Annotated in this window: 20 protein-coding genes, 1 tRNA gene and 1 pseudogene; 8 read left to right on the top strand and 14 right to left on the bottom strand. The window is 72.0% G+C overall.

Going from position 1 to position 23,253, the window contains the following annotated elements:
* Positions 1–8 precede the first annotated feature (8 nt).
* The 7 genes and pseudogenes from ABZY33_RS09840 to ABZY33_RS09810 all read right to left on the bottom strand — a co-directional run.
* A pseudogene (locus tag ABZY33_RS09840) lies at positions 9–221 on the bottom strand (transcriptional regulator); the annotation flags it as partial.
* A 30-nt stretch (positions 222–251) separates the two neighbouring features.
* On the bottom strand, positions 252–686 hold the full coding sequence (locus ABZY33_RS09835) for a hypothetical protein (RefSeq protein WP_356490993.1): 435 nt from the start codon (positions 684–686) through the stop codon (positions 252–254).
* A 57-nt stretch (positions 687–743) separates the two neighbouring features.
* Positions 744–2,165 (bottom strand): cytosine permease, encoded by a 1,422-nt coding sequence (locus tag ABZY33_RS09830; protein WP_356490992.1) that lies wholly within the window; start codon positions 2,163–2,165, stop codon positions 744–746.
* Between the two features lie 10 nt (positions 2,166–2,175).
* Positions 2,176–3,120 (bottom strand): ABC transporter substrate-binding protein, encoded by a 945-nt coding sequence (locus ABZY33_RS09825; protein WP_356490991.1) that lies wholly within the window; start codon positions 3,118–3,120, stop codon positions 2,176–2,178.
* A gap of 11 nt (positions 3,121–3,131) precedes the next feature.
* On the bottom strand, positions 3,132–3,809 hold the full coding sequence (locus ABZY33_RS09820; protein WP_356490990.1) for an ABC transporter permease: 678 nt from the start codon (positions 3,807–3,809) through the stop codon (positions 3,132–3,134).
* 5 nt (positions 3,810–3,814) lie between these two features.
* Positions 3,815–4,465 carry an ABC transporter permease gene (locus tag ABZY33_RS09815; RefSeq protein ID WP_356490989.1) on the bottom strand — a complete coding sequence of 217 codons (651 nt, stop codon included), beginning with the start codon at positions 4,463–4,465 and terminating at the stop codon, positions 3,815–3,817.
* Positions 4,462–5,649, bottom strand: a complete 1,188-nt coding sequence (locus ABZY33_RS09810; RefSeq protein WP_356490988.1) for an ATP-binding cassette domain-containing protein — start codon at positions 5,647–5,649, stop codon at positions 4,462–4,464. The genes ABZY33_RS09815 and ABZY33_RS09810 overlap by 4 nt, the downstream gene beginning before the upstream one ends.
* Before the next feature lie 190 nt (positions 5,650–5,839).
* On the opposite strand from ABZY33_RS09810, the gene ABZY33_RS09805 reads away from it, so the two are divergent.
* The gene (locus ABZY33_RS09805) at positions 5,840–7,387 is read left to right on the top strand and encodes an aromatic amino acid ammonia-lyase (protein ID WP_356491023.1); all 1,548 of its coding nucleotides are present in this window, start codon (positions 5,840–5,842) and stop codon (positions 7,385–7,387) included.
* A gap of 67 nt (positions 7,388–7,454) precedes the next feature.
* Here the strand turns inward: ABZY33_RS09805 and ABZY33_RS09800 are convergent, their stop codons facing one another.
* Positions 7,455–7,970 (bottom strand): hypothetical protein, encoded by a 516-nt coding sequence (locus tag ABZY33_RS09800; protein WP_356490987.1) that lies wholly within the window; start codon positions 7,968–7,970, stop codon positions 7,455–7,457.
* Between the two features lie 114 nt (positions 7,971–8,084).
* On the opposite strand from ABZY33_RS09800, the gene ABZY33_RS09795 reads away from it, so the two are divergent.
* Positions 8,085–8,945, top strand: coding sequence for a MurR/RpiR family transcriptional regulator (locus ABZY33_RS09795; protein ID WP_356490986.1), 861 nt, complete (start codon positions 8,085–8,087; stop codon positions 8,943–8,945).
* Between the two features lie 286 nt (positions 8,946–9,231).
* Here the strand turns inward: ABZY33_RS09795 and ABZY33_RS09790 are convergent, their stop codons facing one another.
* Positions 9,232–10,635 carry a cystathionine beta-synthase gene (locus ABZY33_RS09790; protein ID WP_356490985.1) on the bottom strand — a complete coding sequence of 468 codons (1,404 nt, stop codon included), beginning with the start codon at positions 10,633–10,635 and terminating at the stop codon, positions 9,232–9,234.
* A gap of 140 nt (positions 10,636–10,775) precedes the next feature.
* Between ABZY33_RS09790 and ABZY33_RS09785 the strand changes: the two genes are divergently transcribed.
* The 3 genes from ABZY33_RS09785 (at position 10,776) to ABZY33_RS09775 (ending at position 14,606) form a co-directional block, all read left to right on the top strand.
* Positions 10,776–11,816: an SGNH/GDSL hydrolase family protein gene (locus ABZY33_RS09785; protein ID WP_356490984.1), complete on the top strand. Its 1,041-nt coding sequence runs from the start codon at positions 10,776–10,778 to the stop codon at positions 11,814–11,816.
* 496 nt (positions 11,817–12,312) lie between these two features.
* On the top strand, positions 12,313–13,533 hold the full coding sequence (locus ABZY33_RS09780; protein ID WP_356490983.1) for an acetyl-CoA C-acetyltransferase: 1,221 nt from the start codon (positions 12,313–12,315) through the stop codon (positions 13,531–13,533).
* Positions 13,534–13,778: 245 nt separating this feature from the next.
* Positions 13,779–14,606: a hypothetical protein gene (locus ABZY33_RS09775; RefSeq protein ID WP_356490982.1), complete on the top strand. Its 828-nt coding sequence runs from the start codon at positions 13,779–13,781 to the stop codon at positions 14,604–14,606.
* A gap of 83 nt (positions 14,607–14,689) precedes the next feature.
* Here ABZY33_RS09775 and ABZY33_RS09770 read toward each other — a convergent pair whose 3' ends face one another.
* Positions 14,690–15,001, bottom strand: coding sequence for a hypothetical protein (locus ABZY33_RS09770; RefSeq protein WP_356490981.1), 312 nt, complete (start codon positions 14,999–15,001; stop codon positions 14,690–14,692).
* An 87-nt stretch (positions 15,002–15,088) separates the two neighbouring features.
* On the opposite strand from ABZY33_RS09770, the gene ABZY33_RS09765 reads away from it, so the two are divergent.
* On the top strand, positions 15,089–15,319 hold the full coding sequence (locus tag ABZY33_RS09765; protein WP_356490980.1) for a DUF4287 domain-containing protein: 231 nt from the start codon (positions 15,089–15,091) through the stop codon (positions 15,317–15,319).
* A 71-nt stretch (positions 15,320–15,390) separates the two neighbouring features.
* Here the strand turns inward: ABZY33_RS09765 and ABZY33_RS09760 are convergent, their stop codons facing one another.
* The 3 genes from ABZY33_RS09760 to ABZY33_RS09750 form a co-directional block, all read right to left on the bottom strand.
* A complete protein-coding gene (locus ABZY33_RS09760; RefSeq protein ID WP_356490979.1) occupies positions 15,391–16,284 on the bottom strand; it encodes a Bax inhibitor-1/YccA family protein in 894 nt (297 codons plus the stop codon).
* A 144-nt stretch (positions 16,285–16,428) separates the two neighbouring features.
* Positions 16,429–17,604, bottom strand: coding sequence for a 4-hydroxybenzoate 3-monooxygenase (locus tag ABZY33_RS09755; protein ID WP_356490978.1), 1,176 nt, complete (start codon positions 17,602–17,604; stop codon positions 16,429–16,431).
* Positions 17,605–17,792: 188 nt separating this feature from the next.
* Positions 17,793–17,875, bottom strand: a tRNA-Leu gene (locus tag ABZY33_RS09750).
* Between the two features lie 375 nt (positions 17,876–18,250).
* Here ABZY33_RS09750 and ABZY33_RS09745 point away from each other — a divergent pair.
* Together ABZY33_RS09745 and ABZY33_RS09740 are read left to right on the top strand one after the other, a co-directional pair.
* Positions 18,251–19,021, top strand: coding sequence for an ABC transporter ATP-binding protein (locus tag ABZY33_RS09745; RefSeq protein WP_356490977.1), 771 nt, complete (start codon positions 18,251–18,253; stop codon positions 19,019–19,021).
* 133 nt (positions 19,022–19,154) lie between these two features.
* Positions 19,155–21,695: an ABC transporter permease gene (locus ABZY33_RS09740; RefSeq protein ID WP_356490976.1), complete on the top strand. Its 2,541-nt coding sequence runs from the start codon at positions 19,155–19,157 to the stop codon at positions 21,693–21,695.
* 79 nt (positions 21,696–21,774) lie between these two features.
* On the opposite strand, the gene ABZY33_RS09735 is transcribed toward ABZY33_RS09740, so the two are convergent.
* Positions 21,775–23,085, bottom strand: a complete 1,311-nt coding sequence (locus ABZY33_RS09735; protein WP_356490975.1) for a cyclopropane-fatty-acyl-phospholipid synthase family protein — start codon at positions 23,083–23,085, stop codon at positions 21,775–21,777.
* Positions 23,086–23,253: the final 168 nt, after the last annotated feature.

The following is a 23,253-nucleotide window of genomic DNA, read 5'->3' as shown; positions in this document are numbered from 1 at the left end:
CCCGGCCCGCCCAGCAGCCGCAGCCGCTCCTCGGTGACCGAGCCGGGTTCGGGCGTGTACACCACCAGGGCCTGACCGCTCTCGCCCGCCACCGTCAACGCCGCGTAGGGAACGGTGAGTTCACCCGCGACCGGGTGCCGCAGCCGCGCCGGGGTCCGGGCGGCCGCCGCGCGGTGGGTCCGGACGGGCCGGGCGACCTCCTCGCGGCGCAGCCCCGGCACGCGACGGCGGCCGTGGCCGGGCAAGCCTGGCTACTCCTCCCAGTCGGTGTCGCCGCGCTCGCGGCGCTTGCCGGCGCGCGGGCCCCAGACCCCCGCGTGCAGCGCGTTGACGCCGACGATGCCGCCCCAGGCGATCAGCAGCCCGGGCAGGTGCGCGTTGACCACGGCGATCGCGGAGAGCGGGATGGCGAGGACGAGGGTGACGACGGCGAAGCCGAAGCGCTCGCCCCACCCCTCCCCCGGGCCGCGGCCGCCGCGCGCGTCGCGGGCGACGACCATCTGCTGCTCGGCGAGGTTCCGGCGCACCCTCCGGTCCACGGCGGAGTCCAGGCGCTGCTCGACCTTGTCGAGAAACGAGTCGACGAGCGCGGTCTCGTACTCTTCGCCGAGTTCCCTGCGGGCGTGCAGGGTGGCGTCGAGTTCCTTCTTGAGTTCGGCGTCACGTGCCTGTTGGCGGGCTTCCATACCGGATCACGGTACGGAGCCGCGGCCCGCGGGGCAGTGGGGCTAACCCCCCTCTTGTCAGGAGGCCGCCCCCGAGGCCGCCGGTTCGGCATGCGGCGCGGGCAGGATCGTCGCCTCCGGCACGTGCGCGGTGTCGCGGCGGGCGAGCAGCCAGTACAGCGCGGCCGGGACGACGAGCCCGGCGATCCAGGAGACGTCGGCGCCGCCGAGCGGGCCGACGAGCGGGCCCGTGTAGAAGGAGGTGGCCAGGAACGGGAACTGGGCGACCAGTCCCACGGCATAGACCACGAGCGCCTTCCACCGCCAGGCGCCGTAGCGGCCCTGCGGGTCGAAGAGGGCCGGGATGTCGTAGCGCTCGCGCGCGATCAGGTAGTAGTCGACCAGGTTGATGGCGCTCCACGGCGTGAAGAACGTCAGCAGGAACAGCAGGAAGTCCTTGAACGAGGAGAGGAAGCTGTCCTTGCCGGCCAGGGCGACGGCCGTGCCCGCGACCGAGATGACGGCGATGTACAGGCTCCGGCCGCGCTGCGACAGGACGCGCTGGCCGCGGAAGCCGCTCACGCCGGTCACCATCGCCATGAAGCCGCCGTAGGTGTTCAGGACGTTGACGGTGAGTTTGCCGAGCGCGATGACGAAGTAGAGGACGGAAGCCGCGGCGCCCGCGCCGCCGAGCGAGACGACGTAGCCGACCTGGTTGTCGAGGAACGCCTCGCCCGCGCTCGCCGCGACCAGCACCCCGAACGTCATCGACCACTGCGAGCCGAGCGCCGAGCCGGACAGCGTCCACCAGAACGTGGCCCGGGCGCTGGTGTCGCGCGGCAGATAGCGCGAGTAGTCGGCGACGTACGGGCCGAACGCCAGCTGCCAGGAGGCCGACAGCGAGACGGCGAGCAGGAACATCGGCAGCGAGAAGTGCGCGTCGCCCAGCAGCTCGCCGAGGTCGACGCGGTCCAGGAGCCGGATGCCGAGATAGACGAAGGCGAGCGCGCAGATGACGCTGGCGACCCGGCCCAGGACGTGGATGACGCGGTAGCCGACCGCCGCCAGGACAGCGGTGACCAGCGCGAACAGGATGATGCCGGTCGTGTCGCCGGTGTGCGTCAGCTGGGCGGTCGCCTCTCCGGCGAGGACGCTGCCGCTGGCGAAGAAGCCGACGTACATGAGGATCACGAGGAGCAGCGGTACGACGGCGCCCTTCACGCCGAACTGGGCCCGCGACTGGATCATCTGGGGCAGGCCGAGCTTGGGGCCCTGCGCCGAGTGCAGCGCCATGACGGCGCCGCCGAGCAGGTTGCCGAGGACGAGGCCGGCCAGCGACCAGACCACGTCCCCTCCGAAGACCACGGCGAGCGCGCCGGTGACGACGGCCGTGATGTGCAGGTTCGCGCCGACCCAGAGCGTGAACTGGTTGAAGGCGCGCCCGTGCCGCTCGCTGTCCGGGACGACGTCGATGGAGTGCTTCTCCACTACCGCTGCCATGCGTTGACCTCTACTTCTTGCTCAGCCCGTGCTGGCGCGCGTAGTCGTTCGCGACGTCCTCGGGGTCCTTCTTGTCTTTGTCGACGAGCCGGTTCAGCTCGGTCAGCTGTTCGGTGGTGAGGACGTTGCCGAGCCGGGCGAGCGCCTTGCGGACGGTGGAGTCGGCCTTGCGGTCGGCGATCAGCGGGACGACGTGCTGGCCGGGGACCAGGTTCTTGGGGTCGGTGAGGACGACCCAGTGGTTGGCGGCGATGTCGGTGTCGGTGGTGAACAGGTTCGCCACGTCGACGTCGCCCTTCCGCAGGGCGCCTTTGACCAGCGGCCCGGAGGAGTCGAGGGACTTGAACTCCTTGAACTCCACGCCGTACACGTCCTGCAGGCCCACGGCCCCCACCTGCCGCTTCTTGACCTCGGGCGCGGCACCGATGACGAGCTTGCCGTTGTGCTTCGCGAGGTCGGCGAGCGACGTGAGGCGGTACTTCGCGGCGGTCTCGCGGGTGACGACGAACGCGTCCGAGTCCTCCGCCGTCCCGTACGGGAGGATCTGAAGGCCGGCCGGGAGCGCCATGGCGAGGGCGTTCTGCATCGCGCCCTCCTCGGTCGCGTCGGCTTTGGGGTCGAGGTAGTGCAGCAGGGCGCCCTGGTACTCGGGGAGCAGGTCGATGTCGCCGCCCTTGAGGGCGGGGATGAGGATCTCGCGGGTGCCGAGGTTCGGGCGCACGCTCGTCTTCACACCGGCGGCTCCGAGCGCGGCGGCGTAGAGGTGGCCGAGGACCTGGTTCTCGGTGAAGTTGGCGGTGCCGATGGTGACGCCGCCCTTGCTGGAGCCGCCGCCGGAGCCGCCCGAGCCGCCCCCGTCGAGGGAGGTGATGCCGCTGGAGCAGGCGGCGAGCGCGGGGACGGAGGCCGCGGCGGCCAGGCCGCCGAGGACGGCACGTCGGTTGAGGTGGGTCATCTTGGGTGCTCCTAGGCGGACTTGAGCGCGGCGGGACGGTGACGGAAGAGGAGACGCTGCAACCCCGACAGGGCCAGGTCGAGGACGACGGCGACCACCGCGACGAGGACGGCGCCGCCGAGCACCTGCACGAGGTCCCGCTGGGCGAGCCCGTCGAAGACGTAGCGGCCGAGTCCGCCGAAGGAGACGTACGCGGCGATGGTGGCGGTCGCCACGACCTGGATCAGCGCGAGCCGCAGCCCCGTCATGATCAGCGGCAGCGCGAGCGGCAGCTCGACCTGGAGGAGGACCTGGTGGCCGCGCATGCCCTGGCCGCGCGCGGCGTCCTTCACCTCCGGGTCGACGGCGGTCATCCCCGCGTAGGTGTTGGTCACGATGGACGGCACGGCGAGCGCGACGAGCGCGATGTAGACGGGCCACATCGACAGCCCGCTGGCCAGGAAGACGAGCACCACGAGGCCCACGGTGGGCAGTGCCCGCCCGAACGAGGAGAGGTTGATGGCGACGAACGCGCCGCGGCCGGTGTGCCCGATGAGCAGCCCCACGGGCAGGGCGATGGCGGCGGCGACGAGCGTGGCGATCAGCGAGTACTGGAGGTGCTCGGCGAGCCGGTGCCCGATCCCGTCGGACCCGGCCCACTGCTCGCCGCTGACCAGCCAGGAGCCCAGGTTCTTGAAGAGTTCGTACATGGCGGTCAGCCCTTCCGGGTCCGGGTGCGGGTCCAGGGCGTGAGCAGCCGCTGTACGCCGACGAGAGCCGCGTCCGCGACGAGAGCGAGCAGCAGCGTCAGGACGACGCCCACGATCACCGGCGTCGGGAAGTTGCGCTGGAACCCGTCGGTGAACAGCTGGCCCAGACCGCCGTCGCCGATGTACGTGGCCACGGAGACGAGCGAGATGGACATGACGGTCGCGATCCGCACGCCCGCCATGATCACCGGGAGCGCCAGCGGCAGTTCGACGGTGAGCAGGGTGCGCAGCGGCCGCGTCCCCATGGCCTTCGCGGCTTCCTTCGTCTTCTGCGGTACGGAGTCGAGGCCCTCGACGGTGTTCCGCAGCAGGACCACGAGGGTGTAGATCGTCAGGCCGGTGACGGTGGTGGTGCGGGTGAGCCCGGAGACCGGCAGCAGCAGGACGAAGACGGCGATGGAGGGGATGGTGAACAGGACGTTCGACATCCCGAGGAGGAAGCCGCGCAGGGGCCGCACGCGGTGGGCGAGGACGGCGAGCGGCAGGGAGATCAACAGGCCGAACAGGACGGCGGTGAGGGCGGCTTGGAGGTGGGAGAGGGCGAGGGTGGTGAGGTCGGAGGTGTGCTCGCCGACCCAGGACCAGTCGAAGCTCATACGGTGTCACGTCCGTCCGGCCCGACGCCTTCCGGCCCGTCCGGCGCCGGCGGGGTCCCGGCCACGGCTTCGGGTGCCGATCCGCCCCTTCCCAGCCCCGCCGTCGGACGAGAGGCAGCGGGGTCCGGGGCGGAGCCCCGTGTCGGTGCGCCCGACAGGGCTGAGGCATGCGCGGCCCCCGCCCGCACATGGATGTCGTCCCGGGACGAGACCCCCGTGAAAACCCCCTCCGCATCGACGCGGGCCACAAGCCCGGCGGGCGACGCGACGGACTCGTTCAACGCGGAGAGCAGCGAATCCCCGTCCCGCAGCGCCCGCACAGGCGCCTCGGCCCCGCTGTCCCGGTCCCGCCAGTGCAGCGGCTTGCGGGCCGCGTCGAGCACCAGCTCCCAGGGGGCCCCGTCCGGCACGGGCGCCTGCGGTACGCCGGCCAGCGCGCTCAGCGACAGCAGCTTCAGCCCCCGCTCGGCGCCGAGGAAGTCGGCCACGAACCCGTCGACGGGCCGGGCCAGCAGCTCCGCGGGGGCCGCGCACTGCACCAGGTGCCCGCCTTCGCGGAAGACGGCTATCCGGTCGCCGAGCCGCACCGCCTCGTCGATGTCGTGCGTGACGAAGACGATGGTCTTGTTCAACTCCTTCTGCAGCCGCAGCAGTTCGTCCTGGAGCTGGGCGCGGACGACAGGGTCCACCGCGCCGAACGGCTCGTCCATGAGCAGCACCGGCGGATCCGCGGCGAGGGCGCGCGCCACGCCGACCCGCTGCTGCTGGCCGCCGGAGAGCTGGTGCGGGTAGCGGCGGCCCATCTCGGCCGCAAGCCCGACCCGCTCCAGGAGGTCACCGGCGGCGGCCCGGGCCTTCTTGCGGCCCCAGCCGAGCAGCAGCGGCACGGTCGCGACGTTGTCCAGGACGGTGCGGTGCGGGAAGAGGCCGGCCTGCTGGATGACGTAGCCGATGGAGCGCCGCAGCTCGGCGGCGTCCTGGTCGAGGACGTCGCGGCCGCCGACCCGGATGGTGCCCGAGGTGGGGTCGACCATCCGGTTGATCATCCGCAGGCTCGTCGTCTTGCCGCAGCCGGAGGAGCCGACGAAGACGGTCACGCCTCCTTCGGGCATGGAGAGGGTGAGGTCGTGCACCGCCGTCGTGCCGTTCGGGAACCGCTTGTGGACCGCTTCGAACTGGATCATGGAGCGCCTCTGGAGTCCTCTTGCCCGGTCTGCATATCGTCATGCAGAGTTCTTGGTGCGTGAATAACTTGTCAATGGCCCCGCTTAAATCACCGGCAAATCCCCTCGGGCTGCCCGAAATGTGAGACGCGGCCGCCCCGTCAAGGGCGATTTACTACGGTTCGAGGAGGAATGGCGCGTGACGTCCAAGATGGTGGGCCCGACCCCGGCGAACTCGACCCGGCCCGGACCGGCAGACCCGACGGCGACGGAACCGACCCCGCCCACACCCTCGGTCCCGACACCACCCCCCGTCGTCGTCCTCGACGGCCACGGCCTCCCGGTCACCGACGTCGTCCGCCTCGCCGACGCCACCGCCCGCCCTGTCCCCGGCACCGACGCCATGAAGCGCGTCGAGGAGTCCTGGAACGCGGCCCGCGAGATCGCCGCCTGGGGCCGCGTCTACGGCCGCTCCACCGGCGTCGGCGCCAACCGCAGCGAGGACGTGCCCACGGAGGCCGCCGCCGACCACGGCCTGCGCCTGCTGCGCAGCCACGCCGGCGCGATCGGCGACGAACTGCCCGAGCGCGAGGTCCGCGCGATGCTCGCCGTCCGCGCCAACCAGCTGCTCGCCGGCGGCGCCGGCCTGCGCCCCACCGTCGTGACCGCCCTGTGCGAGGCGCTGGAGAACGGCGCGCACCCCGCCGTCAACGAACACGGCTCGGTCGGCACCGGCGACATCGCCGCCCTCGCCCAGATGGGCCTGGCCCTGGCCGGCGAACACCCCTGGCGCGGCAAAGGCACCGCCCCGGACGCCCAGCCGCTCGACAACAACGACGCGCTCGCCCTGATCTCCAGCAACGCCCTCACCCTCGGCCAGTCCGCCCTCGCCCTGCACGAACTGCGCGCCCTGCTCACCGCGACCCAACTCGTCGCCGCCCTCAGCCTGTTGGCCGTCGACGGCTCCTACGAGGCCTACGCGCTCCCCGTCCACGAGGCCCGCCACCACAAGGGCTCCTACGACGTGGCCGCCCGGATGCGCGCCCACCTCGGCGCCCCCGACCGGCCCACCCCACCGCTCGGCCGCATCCAGGACCCGTACGGCCTGCGCTGCGTACCCCAGATCCACGGCCCGGCGCAGGACGCGGCCGACGCCCTCGAAGCGGTCCTCACCGTCGAGATCAACGCGGCCGCGGAGAACCCGCTCATCTCGCCCGAGGACATGACCGCCTACCACCACGGCGGCTTCTACCTGGCCCAACTCGCCCTGGCCCTGGACCACTTCCGTCTCTCGGTCACCCAGGTCGCCCGCCTCTCGACGTCCCGCCTGTCCACCCTCAACGAACCGGCCTACACCCGCCTGCGCCCCTTCCTCGCCGACGGCGAACCGGGCGCCTCCGGCGTGATGATCCTGGAGTACGCGGCCGGCGCCGCCCTCGGCGACCTGCGCGCCTTCGCGGCCCCCGCCTCCCTGGGCCACGCGGTCCTCTCCCGCGGCGTCGAGGAACAGGCCAGTTTCGCGTCCCTCGCGGCCCGCCAGACCCTGCGCCTGTGCGCGGCCTACCGTCAGGTCGTCGGCTGCGAACTGGTCGCCGCGGTCCGGGCCCTGCGCCTGCGCGACCACCGCCCCGACCCGTCCCTGCCGGTGGGCCGCGCCTTCGCCCTGGCCGACGCCGCCCTGGAACCGGCCCTGACGGACCGCCCGCTCACCCAGGACGTGGCCCGAGCGGCGGCGCTCCTCGATCACTTCACGGAATGACACCCCGAGCCCGTCCCGCCCCGCCGCGGCGCCGACGGTCCCTGCGACCGCCGCCCGCCTCCCGGGGTCAGAGCTTGCCGAACACCACCCCGCGCCACGTCCAGCCCGCCGCCAGCACGGCGTCCCGCACCGGCTCCGTCATCCGCCCGGTGTCAAAGGAGAACGTCTCCTCCCAGTGCCGCTCACCGTCCGCCCCGCGACCGTACGACCACCGCTTGCTCACCGTGCGCGACGGCCCCCTGCCGTACTCCCGGGACCGCGCGAACCGCGGGGTCCCGTCGAGCCAGGTGACCTCCCACTGCTCGGTCAGCGCCCGGACCTCGCGCTCGTCCGGCACCAGCCGCAGCCGGATCCGTACGGTCCGGTCGACGTGGCGGCTGCGGAAGAACTCCTGCCAGGCCGGCTCTCGCACCCGCCACTCGGCGACCAGATCGGCCCGCTGCTGCGGGGTGGCGGCCCCTACCGTCCACGGCTCCTCGGGCCCGCCCAGGGCGAGCAGCGCCGCGCGCACCTCCGCCGCGGCCCGGGGCACGACCCCGTCGTCGGGACGCCGGGTGCCGGTCAACCTGTCGAAAAGACCCATCCGCGCAAGGTAGCAACGCCCCCGTGCGACCCCTGGCGCCCCCGCCCCCGGCCTGAATAAAATCATGCACAGCCATGACAGATTGAATGAGCGGCCGGGCACGGACGGGGAGACATGAGCGAGCACACGACGAACGGCACCGGGGGCCACAGCCCCGCCACCCGCCTCCAGCACCTCTTCGAGAACCACCGCCTCACCCCCACGCAGCGGCGCATCGCCCACTGCATGGTGCGCCGCGCGGCCGACGTGCCGTTCCTCTCCTCCGTGGAGCTGGCCGACCTGGCCGGCGTCAGCCAGCCCTCCGTCACCCGCTTCGCCGTCGCCCTCGGCTTCGACGGCTACCCGGCGCTCCGCCGCCACCTGCGCGAGGTCGCCCCCGCCGAACCGGCCGCCCCCACCGCGGCCAACGAGTACCAGCAGGCCGTCGAGGCCGAGATCGCCAACCTGCGCCACCTCGCCGACCTCCTCGCCGACCCCGAGCCGGTCGAACGCGCGGGCCGCCTCCTCGCCGCCTCCCAGCCCCTCCTCGTCCTCGGCCTGCGCGCGGCCGCCTCCCAGGCCTACGGCTTCTCCTACTTCGCGGCCAAGGTCCACCCCGACGTCCGCCTCCTCGACGAGGGCGGCACGATGCTCGCCGACCGCGTCGACGCGGCCGTCCGCGCGGGCGCCACGACCCTGCTCTGCTTCGCCCTGCCCCGCCACCCGCGCGAGGTCGTCGACGCCCTCGCCTACGCCAGAACGGCCGGCCTCACCGTGGTCTCCGTCGCCGACTCCGCCTTCGCCCCCGTCGCCAAACACTCGGACCTGCTGCTGCCGGCGGCCGTCGGCACCGGACTCGCCTTCGACACGGCCTGCGCGCCCATGCTGCTCGGCCGCGTCCTGCTGGAAGCGATGTGCGACGGCCTCCCGCAGGCCCAGGCCCGCCTGGAGGAGTTCGACGTACGGGCGGCGGAGCGCGGCCTGTTCGTGGAGTGAGCCGCGAAAAAGATTGCGCGGGGACCGCCGCACCCCCGTGAAGGGGGGCGGGACGACGGCGGTCCCCGCGAGGGACGCGACACCGGGCCGAACCGGGTGCCACGCCCAAGGCGTCCATGGAGACCCGGGAGCCGCTCCGGAGATTCCTCGACGCCGTTCACTGCCGCCCGGACCGGGGAGCCGCTCCCGCCCCTGACGACATCCACCACTGTGCCGGGCGCGTGTTAAGCCGGTGCTGCGCGCATGTGACGCGCCCGTACCGTTTTCGCAAACCCCGGAACGGGAGCTACGCGCGCGGCTGCTTCCCGCTGGCCTTCGCCAGGAACGCCAGCAGGTCCTGACGGCTCACCACACCCGTCGGCTTCCCCTCGACCAGCACGATCGCGGCGTCCGCCGAGCCGAGCACGGCCATCAGATCCGCCACCGGCTCACCGGAGCCGACGTGCGGCAGCGGCGCCGACATGTGCTTGTCCAGCGGGTCGCCCAGCGAGGCCCGCTGGGTGAAGAGCGCGTCGAGCAGTTCCCGCTCCACGACCGAGCCGACAACCTCGGCGGCCATCACGTCCGGGTGCCCGGCGCCCCGCTTGACCACGGGCATCTGCGAGACGCCGTACTCCCGCAGCACCTCGATGGCCTGACCGACCGTCTCCTCCGGGTGCATGTGCACGAGTTCGGGCAGTGAACCGCCGTCCTTGTCCTTCAGGACGTCGCCGACGCGGGCGCTGGGCCCGGAGTCCTCGAGGAAACCGTAGTCGGCCATCCACTCATCGTTGAAGATTTTACTGAGATACCCCCGCCCGCTGTCCGGCAGCAGCACCACCACGATGTCGTCCGGCCCCAGCCGCTCCGCCACCCGCAGCGCCGCCACGACCGCCATCCCGCAGGAGCCGCCGACCAGCAGGCCCTCCTCCTTGGCGAGGCGGCGGGTCATCTGGAAGGAGTCCTTGTCGGAGACGGCGACGATCTCGTCGGCGACCTCGCGGTCGTAGGCGGTCGGCCAGAAGTCCTCGCCGACGCCCTCGACGAGGTAGGGGCGGCCCGAGCCGCCGGAGTAGACCGAGCCCTCGGGGTCGGCGCCGATGACCCGCACGCGGCCGTCGCTGGCGTCCTTCAGGTACCGGCCGGTGCCGGAGATGGTGCCGCCCGTGCCGACCCCGGTGACGAAGTGCGTGATGCGTCCGTCCGTCTGGTCCCACAGCTCGGGGCCGGTGGAGTGGTAGTGCGAGGCCGGGTTCTCCGGGTTGCTGTACTGGTCCGGCTTCCAGGCGTCCGGCGTCTCACGGACCAGCCGGTCGGAGACGTTGTAGTACGAGTCCGGGTGCTCCGGGTCGACCGCGGTCGGGCAGACGACGACCTCGGCGCCGTACGCGCGCAGCACGTTGATCTTGTCCGTGGAGACCTTGTCGGGGCACACGAAGATGCACTTGTACCCCTTCTGCTGCGCCACGATGGCGAGCCCGACACCGGTGTTGCCGCTGGTGGGCTCCACGATGGTGCCCCCGGGCCGGAGCGCCCCGCTCTTCTCGGCCGCCTCGATCATGCGCAGCGCGATGCGGTCCTTCACGGAACCGCCGGGGTTGAAGTACTCGACCTTGGCCAGGACGGTCGCCTGAAGCCCTTCGGTCACCTTGTTGAGCCTCACCAGCGGGGTGTTGCCGACGAGGCTGATCATCGAGTCGTGGATCTGCACGTTGTCTCCGGGTCTCCTACAAAGGGTTGCGGCCAGCGTATGCCGCGCACCGGCCCTTCATCTGCCGTTGCGATTGACCGACGGTGCTTACGGGGCAAGGACACAGTGAGCCGTAATAGCGAAAGAGGTGGCCGCGGACGATGTCGAGCAGGGCAAGGGTGGCACGGCGGATCGCCGCGGGCGCGGCGTACGGCGGGGGCGGGATCGGGTTGCTCGGGGCGGCCGCGGTCGGGGTGGTGCTGGCGGAGGTGCAGTTCGCGCGGCGCCAGGTGGGCAACCACGGCACCGCGCCGGTCCACCTCCCCTCGGCCGACGGCCTGTACGGCAGGGCGTACGGCGGTACGGAGCCGGAGGCGGTGCGGTTCGCGATGCTGGGCGACTCCACTGCGGCGGGGCAGGGGGTGCACCGGGCGCGGCAGACGCCGGGGGCGCTGCTCGCCTCGGGGCTCGCGGCGGTGGCGGAGCGTCCGGTGCAGTTGCGCAACGTGGCGCTGCCCGGCGCCATGTCGGACGATCTGGACCGGCAGGTGGCGCTGGTCCTCGCCGATCCCGGCTGGCGGCCGGACGTCTGCGTGATCATGATCGGCGCGAACGATGTGACGCACCGCATCCCCGCGACCAAGTCCGTGCGGCACCTCTCGTCGGCGGTGCGGCGGTTGCGTACGGCGGGTGCGGAGGTGGTGGTGGGGACCTGTCCGGACCTGGGTTCGGTCGAGCCGGTGCAGCAGCCGCTGCGCTGGCTGGCGCGGCGTGCCTCGCGGCAGCTGGCGGCGGCGCAGACGATCGGCACGGTGGAGCAGGGCGGGCGGACGGTGTCGCTGGGCGATCTGCTGGGCCCGGAGTTCGCGGCGAACCCGCGGGAGCTGTTCGGCCCGGACAACTACCACCCTTCGGCGGAGGGGTATCAGACGGCGGCGATGGCGGTGCTGCCGACGCTCTGTGCGGCGCTGGGCGTCTGGCCGGACGAGGAGCGGCCCGACGTGGACCGGGCGGAGGGTTTCCTGCCGGTGGCGCGGGCGGCGGCGAAGGCGGTCGAGGAGGGCGGTACGGAGGTGACGGCGGCGATGCCGACGGGTCCGCGCGGCCCGTGGGCGCTGATGAAACGGCGCCGCCGCCGCCGCACCCCGTCCCAGGACCCGTCCCCGGCCCACGACACTCCCCGCTCGGCGGCCCCGCACTGACATGCGAAACCGCCAACCCAAGCCCCTCCGCGGCGCCCCTCGCAAGCCCCTCCCGCGATCGAGGAACGCGGACCCGGGCCAGAGCCCCGCGACGACCACCGAAACCCCCAACTCAAGCCCCTCCGGCGATTGAGGAGCGGGGTCCGGGGCAGAGCCCCGCGACAGTCACCGAGGCGCCCTCCTCAAGGCCCTCCCGCGATCGAGGAACGCGGGCCCGGGGCAGAGCCCGCGACAACCGCCGAAGCCCCCTCCTCAAGCCCCTCCGGCGATTGAGGAGCGGGGTCCGGGGCGGAGCCCCGCGGCGGTCACCGAGGCGGCCCGGGCGAACGACTCCGCACGAAAGGAACCCTGCCCGGAACCCGCCCCCCCGCAAAGCGCTGAGCAAGCGCTTAGAAAAATGCGTCAGGCGTCACACACCCACACCGGTGACCCGAGCGATACGTACGGGTAACTTCCCAAGCGGTCCTGCATTCGCCGCACACCCCCTGGAGCCGTGATGCCCGAAGCCGTAATCGTCTCAGCCGCCCGCTCCCCCATCGGCCGCGCTTTCAAGGGCTCTCTGAAGGACCTGCGCGCGGACGACCTGACCGCGACGATCATCCAGACCGCTCTCGCCAAGGTCCCGGAGCTGGACCCGCGCGACATCGACGACCTCATGCTCGGCTGCGGCCTGCCCGGCGGCGAGCAGGGCAACAACCTGGGCCGCATCGTGGCCGTGCAGATGGGCATGGACCACCTCCCCGGCTGCACCGTCACCCGGTACTGCTCGTCGTCCCTGCAGACGACGCGCATGGCCCTGCACGCCATCAAGGCGGGCGAGGGCGACGTCTTCATCTCGGCGGGCGTCGAGATGGTGTCGCGCTTCGCCAAGGGGAACTCCGACTCCCTGCCCGACACCCGCAACCCGTTCTTCGCCGAGGCCGAGGCCCGCACCGCGGCCGTCGCCCAGCAGGAGGGCACCTCCTGGCACGACCCGCGCGAGGACGGCCTGGTGCCGGACGCGTACATCGCGATGGGGCAGACCGCCGAGAACCTGGCCCGCCTCAAGGGCGTCACCCGCGCGGACATGGACGCCTTCGGCGTGCGCTCGCAGAACCGTGCCGAGGAAGCCATCAAGAACGGCTTCTGGGAGCGCGAGATCACCCCGGTCACCACCCCGGACGGAACCGTCGTCAGCAAGGACGACGGTCCGCGCGCCGGCGTCACCCTGGAGGGCGTCGCCGGCCTCAAGCCCGTCTTCCGCCCCGACGGCCTGGTCACGGCCGGCAACTGCTGCCCGCTGAACGACGGCGCCGCCGCCCTCGTGATCATGTCCGACACCAAGGCCCGCGAGCTGGGCCTGACCCCGCTCGCCCGCGTGGTGTCGACCGGCGTCTCCGGTCTCTCCCCCGAGATCATGGGCCTCGGCCCGGTGGAGGCCAGCAAGCAGGCGCTGAAGCGCGCCGGGCTCGGTGTCTCCGACATCGACCTGTTCGAGATCAACGAGGCGTTCGCCGCCCAGGTCATCCCGTCCGCCCGCGACCTCGGCATCGACGAGGACAAGCTGAACGTGAACGGCGGCGCCATCGCCGTGGGCCACCCCTTCGGCATGACCGGCGCGCGCATCACGGGCACGCTCATCAACAGCCTGCAGTTCCACGACAAGCAGTTCGGCCTGGAGACGATGTGCGTCGGCGGCGGCCAGGGCATGGCGATGGTCATCGAGCGCCTGAGCTGACCGCGGCGGGCCGGGCATGACCTGAATCCGGTCATGCAATCGTGATCCAATCTCCCCCAGGATGTGACGTACATCTCGGGGGAGAGCCCTTTTCGCAGGTCAGGCCCGTACCCGGCCTATATGAGGCCTAAACGCCCAGCCAAAAGACCTGTCCAATTCGTGACGTAATGCACTGACAGCCGGTTCGTCCAGGCTTCAAGCTGATGTAGGAAGTCGGGGGTCGACTTGGAACCGGGAGTACGTCAGTGAGCGCCATCCCTCTTGCTTTGCTGCTCGCCTCGGCCGCTGCCACGGCCGTCGGCGCCGCCACCCTGCACAACGTCCGGGGCCTGCGCCGGCAGATCGCGGACCTGCGCGAGGAAGTGGCACGCGGCCGCGCCACCGCCGCGCGCCCCGGTGTGCCCGCGGCGCGCACCACGACCGACGCGGACGCCATACGGGTCGCCGTCGCCGACGCCCTCGCCGAGGAGCGGGAGCGGGAGCTGGCGGAGGCGCGGGCGTTCTGGGCCGCGCAGGAGGCGCGTGACACCTCGGACCTGCCGCCGTTCCTGGCCGGCGGGGGCGCGCTGAGCGAGGAGTTCTTCCTGCCGCGGCAGGCCGACTTCGCCGGTCTGGAGCCGCTCGTCGAGTCGGCGGCCCTGGAGCCGGAGGACGAGTTCCTCCCCAAGGACGCCGTCACCGGGATCGCTCCCGGTGAGTCGCCCGAGCTGACCGCGGCCCGGCGCCGGCACCCCTCGCACCCGGACTTCGTCCCGGTGCAGTCGCCGGTCACCAGTGACCACGAGCGGACGGTGGCGGCTCTGGAGGAGCTGGCGCACACGCGCACGGCGCTCTGCGACGTCCGTCCCGGCCCGCTGGGCACGCTCGACGTCTACGTCTTCGCCGACGGTACGACGCTGTGCATGACCCCGGGCCACCGTGAGACGGCGGAACAGCTGGCCGCGGCGCTGCGGGACGGGGACACGCCGGTGCTGCTCGGCGGGTCCGGGGTCTCCGGCGCCTACGCGCTGACCTTCGAGTGCGCCGGGGACAACGTGTACATCCTGGCGGACCGGGTCATAGCGTCGGCGTGACACCCTGACGCCCTGACGCCCGCGCGGGGCCGTACGCCCCGCACCCGGGCCCCGGGCTCCCGCTCCGCGCGCCGCGGAAGGCTTCAGACACCCGCCCGCTTCATGGCCGCCTCGACCAGCTCGACCGCGTCGGCCAGTGCCTGCGGGCCGGGCAGGACCACCGCCAGATCCCGCGCCGCGACCGTCACCTGGTCCGCGGCGGCGAACATCCCCGCGTCCGGCATCTCCCGCACGGCGGCCTCCGGATCCTCCAGCCGCTGGGCCCGCGCGGACAGCTCCCGGGCCAGGCCCAGGGCCTCAGCGGCCGCGCCCCGCTGCAGCCGGCTCTGCGGTGCGGCCCGCAGCCGGTCCGCGAACTGCTCCACCGCGGCGGTCAATGGTGTCGTATCAAGCACCCGGCGACTGTAGCTGTTTACAAGCGTCCGGCGCTCAGGCACGGTGACGTGAACGACAGGTCGCATCGAAGCGTTCCGGAGGCGCCGATGTCCCACGTCTTCTCCGCGGAGACCCACCGCAATCTGCTGGCTCGCATCCCCCACTGCACCGGTCGTGAAGTCGCCGACTGGCTGCGCACCGTCGAAGACGGACCGTGTTTTCTGCGCTTCGAAGAGAAGGTCAGCTGGCTCCGCGGGGAGCACGATCTCGCGTACGGCCACGCCAAGGCGATCATCCACGAGTACGACCTGCGGCGCGCGGCGCGCCGGTTCGGCTAGGTCCGCCCGACGCGAAAGGGCCCGCGCACCCGGAGGTGCGCGGGCCCTTCACGATCGGCCGGGGCCGGTCGCTAGTCGTTGCCCTGCAGGATCGCGATGAGCCGCAGGAACTCCATGTAGATCCAGACCAGCGTCATGGTCAGACCGAAGGCGGCGAGCCACGCCTCGTCCTTCGGGGCACCGTACGCGATGCCGTCCTCGACCTGCTTGAAGTCCAGGGCCAGGAAGCACGCGCCGAGCAGGATGCCGATGACGCCGAAGAGGATGCCGAGGCCGCCGCTGCGGAAGCCGAGGCCGTCACCGCCGCCGAAGACGGCGAAGAGCAGGTTCACCGCCATGAGCAGGACGAAGCCCATCGCGGCGGCCATGACGAAGCCGTAGAAGCGGCGGTTGACGCGGATCCAGCCCGCCTTGTAGGCGATGAGGACGGCCGCGAAGACCGCCATCGTGCCGAGCACGGCCTGCATGGCCGCGCCGCTCGCGATGTAGTTGTCGACGACGCTCGACAGGACGCCGAGGAAGACACCCTCCAGCGCCGCGTACGCCAGGATCAGCGGCGGGGACGCCTTGCGCTTGAAGGCCTGGACGAAGCCGAGCACCATCGCGACGAGGCCGGAGCCGATCGCGATGCCGTACGACGTGGTGAGGTGGGCGTCGTCCACCGGAAGCAGCGCCCAGGCGAGCGCCGCGGTGACGATCAGGACACCGAGGGTGGTGGCCGTGCGCATGATGACGTCGTCCATCGTCATGCGGCCGGTGGTGGCGGGCGCCTGCGGAGCGCCGTACTGGTCCTGCTGGGCGTAGGGGTTCTGCGCGTACGGGTTGCCGGCGGGCGCCTGGCCGTACGGGTTGGCCTGCGTGCCGACCGCGGGGCCCCCGGCCTGCGGCTGCTGCGCGTGGAACTGCGCGTAGCCGTTGTCGCGGCTGAACCCCCGTCGCGAGAAGACCGGGTTGCTGCTCCTCATTTCACTCCTCCATGGCCACCGTGTATGGCCTTGCCACAAGAGTAATGGGCTGGCAAAGATCCGGCCCTAGTGCTCAGGGAGGATCTTTCTCACCCTGTTACCGGCAACGTACGGAGTACGCCCGGTGTTCCGCCCGGAGGCAGGTCAGAAGGGAAAACCCGTGTACGCCTCGGCGAGGTCGGTCTCGGCCGCCCGCGACGTGGTCACGCGGTCCAGCCCGGCGAGCTGGATGCGGTCGTCGAAGGGGGTGGCGTCGGGCGCGCGGTGCAGCAGGGTCGTCATCGCGTAAGAGAAGCGCTCGGCCTGCCAGACGCGGCGCAGGCAGGCGGCGGAGTAGCCGTCGAGGAGCGCCGTCTCGCCGGTGCGCGTGTACGTGGTGAGGGCGCGGGCGAAGGTGACGACGTCGCCGACGGCGAGGTTGAGGCCCTTGGCGCCGGTCGGCGGGACGATGTGCGCCGCGTCGCCCGCGAGGAAGAGGCGGCCGTGCCGCATGGGTTCGTGGACGTAGCTGCGCATCGGGGTGACGGAGGTGGCGGTGACGGGACCGCGGGCCAGCCGCCAGGCGGGGTCGTCGACCTCCAGGCGGCGGTCGAGCTCGTCCCAGATCTGTCCGTGGGTCCAGTCGCCCGCGTCCGTGCCCTCGGGGACTTGCAGGTACGCGCGCGTGACGGAGGGCGAGCGCATGGACAGCAGGGCGAAGCCGCGGTCGCTGTGGGCGTAGACCAGCTCGTCGTGGGAGGGGGCGACGTCGGCGAGGATGCCGAGCCAGGCGAAGGGGTACGTCCGCTCGTACGTCCGGGTGAGCGCCGGGGGCATCGCCGCGCGGGCCACGCCCCAGAATCCGTCGCAGCCCACGACGTAGTCGCACTCCAGGACGGATTCGCGGCGCTGGTGGCGGTAGCGGACGCGCGGGCGCTCCGTCCCGGCGCCTTCCACGGCGAGCGCCTCGGCCCCGAAGAGGAGCGGGGCGCCGTCGGTGAGGCGGGCCGCGATGAGGTCCTTGCAGACCTCGGTCTGGGCGTAGACCGTGACGGACCGGCCGCCGGTCAGGGCCGGGAGGTCGACGCGGTGGCGGCGCCGGTCGAAGCGCAGCTCGATGCCGTCGTGCGTCAGGCCCTCGCGGTCCAGGCGCGCTCCGACGCCGGCGGCGCGCAGGACGTCGACGGTGCCCTGTTCCAGGATCCCGGCGCGCTGGCGGCGCTCGACGTACTCCCGGTCCCGGCTCTCCAGGACGACCGCCGCGATCCCGGCGTTCTGCAACAGCCTGGCCAGGAGCAACCCGGCCGGACCGGCTCCGATGATCCCGACGGTGGTGCGCATACGGTCCCTCCCACTCCCCGGCGTTCGCCTGGTGAACTTTCGTTCACGGCAGCCTCGCCGGGATCCTCCGCCCCCGCCGGGCGGGTGTCAATGGGGGTGCGGGCAGCGCGCGGCACCCCGCGACCGTGAGGAAGTGAAGGGTCGCGAGGGAAAAGGGGGGAAAGGGGTGCGAAGAAGTGAATCGGAGGTGCCCGGAACCGGACTTGAACCGGTACGCCCGCGAAGGGCAGCGAGGTTTAAGCTCGCCGTGTCTGCATTCCACCATCCGGGCAGGCTGTGGGGCTCCGCATCGACCGTCCGAGCCTATCCGGCGGCCTCCCCCGATCAGCGGAGCTACAGCTCTATGTTGTCTTATTTTATTGACGTCTGAGGGTGCATCAGCACACGACAGTGGCCATACGCACTTGCCGGAGGCCCTTCCCGGTGGCCGCGCCGGTTTCTGCGGATTGACGGAATTTCACCTCCTGTCCGGGTCCGGCCGGGGGTGCGCTCTCTCAGGGGTGCGTGTCATACCCAGGTATGACACGGGCCGGCCCGGTGCGACCGAAGTCGCCCCTCGGAACGGGAACTGCGGCTGACTCCACGCGCCCGATCGGCCGCGACGATGGGAACGTCCCCCAGCAGTCGTCCCGTCAGGAGCACCCCCGTGACCACCACCCCTCTCGCCGGCCGGACCACCACGGTGGCGGCCCGCGCCACGGAGCTGTCCAAGGTCTACGGACAGGACGAGACCCAGGTGGTCGCGCTCGACCGGGTCTCCATCGAGTTCCGGCAGGCCGAGTTCACCGCGATCATGGGCCCCTCGGGCTCCGGCAAGTCGACGCTGATGCACTGCGTGGCGGGGCTCGACACCTTCTCGTCCGGCTCGGTCCGCATCGGTGAGACGGAGCTGGGCTCCCTGAAGGACAAGCAGCTCACCAAGTTGCGCCGGGACAAGATCGGGTTCATCTTCCAGGCGTTCAACCTGCTGCCGACGCTGACCGCCCTGGAGAACATCACGCTCCCCATGGACATCGCGGGCCGCAAGCCCGACAAGCAGTGGCTGGAGAACGTCATCCAGATGGTCGGCCTCGCCGACCGCCTGCGGCACCGGCCCGCGCAGCTCTCCGGCGGCCAGCAGCAGCGGGTCGCGGTCGCCCGCGCGCTGGCCTCGCGGCCCGAGATCATCTTCGGTGACGAGCCCACCGGGAACCTGGACTCCCGCTCCGGCGCGGAGGTCCTCGGCTTCCTGCGCAACTCCGTGCGGGAGCTGGGCCAGACCGTCGTCATGGTCACGCACGACCCGGTGGCCGCGGCCTACGCGGACCGCGTCGTCTTCCTGGCCGACGGCCGCATCGTGGACGAGGTGCACGGGCCGACCGCGGACTCGGTCCTGGACCGCATGAAGCGGTTCGACGCCAAGGGCCGCACCAGCTGACGCCGCCGCGCCCCGAAGGGGCGCGGGGAGCGGCGCGAGCGACCACGACGCACGCGCACCCGCCCACGAGACAGCAGCCCCTACGGCGAACAGGCCGGGGGCACCCCGCCGAACCCTGGACTGGCAGAAACCCATGTTCCGAACCGCCCTGCGCAACGTCTTCGCGCACAAGGCCCGCCTGCTGATGACGGTGCTCGCCGTCATGCTCGGCGTCGCCTTCGTCTCCGGCACCCTCGTCTTCACCAACACCATCTCCTCCGCCCTGGAGAAGTCGTCGTCCAAGGGCTTCGACCACGTCGACGTGGCACTGACCCCCGGCTTCGTCGAGGGTGACGCCGACAAGGTCGGCAAGGAGACCAAGCTGACCGACGCCACCTTGAAGAAGGCGCGCGCCGTGCCGGGCGCCGCCTCCGCGTACGGCGTGGTGGGCGGGTACGCCGCCGTCGCCGACCAGGACGGCGGGCTGGTCGGCAACGGCTTCTCCACCAAGGGCGGCAACTACTGGGGCTCCGCGCAGGACCCGGACCCGCGCTACCCGCTCAAGGACGGCACCGCCCCGCACGGGAAGAACCAGGTCGCCCTGGACTCCGAGACCGCCGAGCGCGCCGGGTACAAGGTCGGCGACCAGGTCCGCATGTCCGTCGACGGCCCCGTCCTCACCCCGACCCTCACCGGCGTCTTCACCACCGACGACGGGAACGTGACGGCCGGCGGCTCCCTCGCCCTCTTCGACACCGCGACCGCGCAGACGCTCTTCCACCGGCCGGGCGCCTACGACGAGATCGACGTACGGGCCGCCGCGGGCACCAGCCAGGACCAGCTGCGCGCCGCGCTCGACAAGACGCTCGGCAAGGACGCGGCCGAGACGCAGACGGGTCAGCAGCTCGCCGACGACCAGGCGGAGATGATCTCCACGTCGATGAGTTCGATGAAGCAGCTGCTGCTGGGCTTCGCCGGTGTCTCGCTCTTCGTCGGCATCTTCATCATCGCCAACACCTTCACCATGCTGGTCGCCCAGCGCACCAAGGAACTGGCCCTGATGCGCGCCGTCGGCGCCTCCCGCCGCCAGGTCACGCGCTCGGTGCTCCTCGAAGCCCTCGTCGTGGGCGCCGTCGCCGCCGTCACCGGACTGGCCGTCGGCATCGGGATCGGCGCGGGCATGCGCTCCCTGATGAACGGCACGGGCGCGATCATCCCCGACGGGCCGCTGGTCGTCTCCACCGGCACGGTCGTCTCCGCGCTCGTCGTCGGCGTCGTCATCACGATGCTGGCCGCCTGGCTGCCGGGCCGCCGCGCCGCGAAGATCCCGCCGGTCGCCGCGATGAACGCGGTGCACGCCGCGCCGACCGCCAAGTCCCTGATCCTGCGCAACACGCTCGGCTCGCTCGTCTCGGCCGCCGGCGTCGCCGCCGTGCTCGCCGCGACGACCATGAAGGGCGACGCGGGCCAGCCCCCGATGGCGCTCGGCGCCGCGCTGCTCGTCATCGGCGTCTTCATCCTCACGCCGCTGCTCTCCCGCCCGCTGATCGCCGCCGCGGCCCCGCTGCTGCGCGCCTTCGGCATCTCCGGGAAGCTGGCCCGGCTGAACTCCGTGCGCAATCCGCGCCGCACCGCCGCCACCGCCTCGGCGCTGATGATCGGCCTGACCCTGATCACGGGCCTGACGGTGATCGCGGGCAGCGTGCAGTCGGCGATCGACAAGATGGCCGCCGACTCCATCAAGGCGGACTACGTCGTCTCGATGGCGAACGGGAACACCCTCTCGCCCGACGTCAGCGAGACCGTCGAGAAGACCCCGGGCGTCACCGCCGTCAGCGGCCTGTCCAACTCCCCGTCGCGGATCGACGGCTCCGGTGAGGACCTGACCGGCGTCAACGGCAAGGCGCTCGACCAGCTCGCCGAACTCCCCCTGAAGGACGGCTCGTTCACCGTCGGCGGCACGCGGGTCGTCGTCGACGACAAGACCGCGCGGGACCACCGCTGGAAGGCCGGCTCGCTCTTCACCGTCACCTACGAGGACGGCAAGAAGCAGCGGCTGACGGTGGCCGGCGTCTACGAGGCCAACGAGATGATCCGCGGCATCATGGTCGACACCCCCACCCTCGACCCGCACCTGACCGACGGCGTCTCGGACATGCAGGTCATGCTGAAGATGGACGGCGGCGCCTCCGACGCCGCCAAGGCCAAGCTCACCAAGGCCCTCGGCGAGAATCCGGCCATCAAGATCCAGGACCGCCAGGACATCTCCAACGAGGTGGCCCAGATGTTCACGCTGATGCTGAACATGCTTTACGGCCTGCTCGCCATGGCGGTCATCGTCGCCGTGCTGGGCGTCATCAACACCCTGGCGATGTCGGTCTTCGAGCGGCAGCAGGAGATCGGGATGCTCCGCGCCATCGGCATCGACCGCAAGGGCATCAAGCGCATGGTCCGCCTGGAGTCCCTGGTGATCTCGCTCTTCGGCGGCGTGCTCGGCATCGGCCTCGGCGTCTTCTTCGGCTGGGCCGCGGGACAGCTCATCGGCAAGACCATGGCGACGTACGAACTGATCCTGCCCTGGGGCCGGATGGGCGTCTTCCTCGCGCTCGCCGCGGTCGTCGGCATCCTGGCGGCCCTGTGGCCGGCCCGCCGCGCCGCCCGCCTGAACATGCTCTCGGCCATCAAGGCCGAGTAGGGACAGGGCCCGCTACGCGACCGGGGCGGGGAGGTGACGGATCGTCACTTCCCCGCCCCGGTCGCGCGACCGGGCAGAACTAGCCGTTCCAGGTGCGCGCCCGCAGTGGCATCCCCGATGCTCCGCTCTCCGGGGTCTTCACCGCGAGGATCTGGTTGACGCCGATGCGGTTGCGCTCGAAGCTCAGCGCGGAAGCGGCCATGTACAGGCGCCAGACGCGGGCCCGGCCGGGGCTGACCATCCGCAGGGACTCCGCCCAGCGGGCCTCCAGGTTGCGCACCCACTGACGCAGCGTGAGCGCGTAGTGCTCGCGGATCGCCTCGACGTCCCGGACCTCGAAGCCGGCCCGCTCCAGCAGGCTCGTGGTGGTGCCGACCGGTGCCAGCTCCCCGTCGGGGAAGACGTAGGCGTCGATGAACGCGTCGACCTCGTAGGCCGTCTCGTCCGCCTGCGGCCGCCGGGCGATCTGGTGGTTGAGCAGCCGCCCGCCGGGCTTGAGCAGGGCGTGCAGGTCGCCGGCGTACTCCAGGTAGCGCGCGGAGCCGACGTGCTCGGCCATCCCGATGGAGGAGATCGCGTCGTAGGGGCCGTCGCGCACGTCGCGGTAGTCCTGGACGCGGATCTCGACGCGGTCGGTGAGCCCTTCCTCGGCGACGCGCTTGCGGGCGTAGGCGGCCTGCTCCTGGGAGAGGGTGACGCCGACGACGCTCACGCCGTGCTCGCGGGCGGCGTGGATGGCCATGGAGCCCCAGCCGCAGCCGACGTCGAGCAGGCGCATCCCGGGTTCGAGGGCCAGCTTGCGGGCGACCAGGGAGAGCTTGTCGTGCTGGGCGGATTCGAGGGTGGCGCCGGGGGATTCCCAGTACGCGCACGAGTAGACCATCGACGGGCCGAGGACCAGTTCGTAGAAGTCGTTGCCGACGTCGTAGTGGTGGCTGATGGCCCGCTTGTCGCTGCCCCTGGTGTGCAGGTGGAGGCGGCCGGTGCGGCGCGTCTCCTCGGCCGGCGGGGCGGGGGGCGGGAACGGCCCGGCGAGCTTGACCAGCTCCCCGGCGGCGGAGCGGACCTCGGGGTCCCGCAGCGCCCTGGCGAGGCTTCTGCCGCCGCCCTCCGCGTCGGGGTCCCGCTCCCAGATCAGCCCGGCCATCACGTCGAGGGCCGCGTAGAGGTCGCCCTCGACGTCCAGTTCACCGGCGACCCAGGCGCGGGCCAGGCCCAGCTCGCCCGGCTTCCACAGCAGGCGGCGCAGGGCGCGGCGGCTGCGCACGACGAGCACGGGGGCGCCCGGGGGGCCGGCCTGCGAACCGTCCCAGGCGCGCAGGCGCACCGGGAGTTCGGCGCCGAGCAGCCGCTCGGCGATGTTCTGCAGCCGCTGTGCGGCGTCCTGCATGGCGCACACCTCCATGACACGGGGATCCCGGACCGGTCCCACACCACGTAAACACCGAGGGGCGCATTCCGCAGTCCCGTTACTGCGTTACGGAAGGGCAAAATACTTGTAGACGCCACACACATTCCGCCCGGCGTGCGCCCGGGAACGCCGAAGGGGCCACTCGCA

The sequence above is a fragment of the Streptomyces sp. NPDC006552 genome (assembly GCF_040611655.1).
GTDB lineage: Bacteria > Actinomycetota > Actinomycetes > Streptomycetales > Streptomycetaceae > Streptomyces.
Note: the sequence above shows the minus strand (reverse complement) of the source record. Positions and strands in the feature narration are given on the sequence as shown.

Coding starts and splice junctions, on each gene's coding strand:
- ABZY33_RS09835 (WP_356490993.1), bottom strand. CDS start 686: ATGGAAGCCCGCCAACAGGCACGTGACGCCGAACTCAAGAAGGAACTC.
- ABZY33_RS09830 (WP_356490992.1), bottom strand. CDS start 2,165: ATGGCAGCGGTAGTGGAGAAGCACTCCATCGACGTCGTCCCGGACAGC.
- ABZY33_RS09825 (WP_356490991.1), bottom strand. CDS start 3,120: ATGACCCACCTCAACCGACGTGCCGTCCTCGGCGGCCTGGCCGCCGCG.
- ABZY33_RS09820 (WP_356490990.1), bottom strand. CDS start 3,809: ATGTACGAACTCTTCAAGAACCTGGGCTCCTGGCTGGTCAGCGGCGAG.
- ABZY33_RS09815 (WP_356490989.1), bottom strand. CDS start 4,465: ATGAGCTTCGACTGGTCCTGGGTCGGCGAGCACACCTCCGACCTCACC.
- ABZY33_RS09810 (WP_356490988.1), bottom strand. CDS start 5,649: ATGATCCAGTTCGAAGCGGTCCACAAGCGGTTCCCGAACGGCACGACG.
- ABZY33_RS09805 (WP_356491023.1), top strand. CDS start 5,840: ATGGTGGGCCCGACCCCGGCGAACTCGACCCGGCCCGGACCGGCAGAC.
- ABZY33_RS09800 (WP_356490987.1), bottom strand. CDS start 7,970: ATGGGTCTTTTCGACAGGTTGACCGGCACCCGGCGTCCCGACGACGGG.
- ABZY33_RS09795 (WP_356490986.1), top strand. CDS start 8,085: ATGAGCGAGCACACGACGAACGGCACCGGGGGCCACAGCCCCGCCACC.
- ABZY33_RS09785 (WP_356490984.1), top strand. CDS start 10,776: ATGTCGAGCAGGGCAAGGGTGGCACGGCGGATCGCCGCGGGCGCGGCG.
- ABZY33_RS09780 (WP_356490983.1), top strand. CDS start 12,313: ATGCCCGAAGCCGTAATCGTCTCAGCCGCCCGCTCCCCCATCGGCCGC.
- ABZY33_RS09765 (WP_356490980.1), top strand. CDS start 15,089: ATGTCCCACGTCTTCTCCGCGGAGACCCACCGCAATCTGCTGGCTCGC.
- ABZY33_RS09760 (WP_356490979.1), bottom strand. CDS start 16,284: ATGAGGAGCAGCAACCCGGTCTTCTCGCGACGGGGGTTCAGCCGCGAC.
- ABZY33_RS09755 (WP_356490978.1), bottom strand. CDS start 17,604: ATGCGCACCACCGTCGGGATCATCGGAGCCGGTCCGGCCGGGTTGCTC.
- ABZY33_RS09740 (WP_356490976.1), top strand. CDS start 19,155: ATGTTCCGAACCGCCCTGCGCAACGTCTTCGCGCACAAGGCCCGCCTG.
- ABZY33_RS09735 (WP_356490975.1), bottom strand. CDS start 23,085: ATGCAGGACGCCGCACAGCGGCTGCAGAACATCGCCGAGCGGCTGCTC.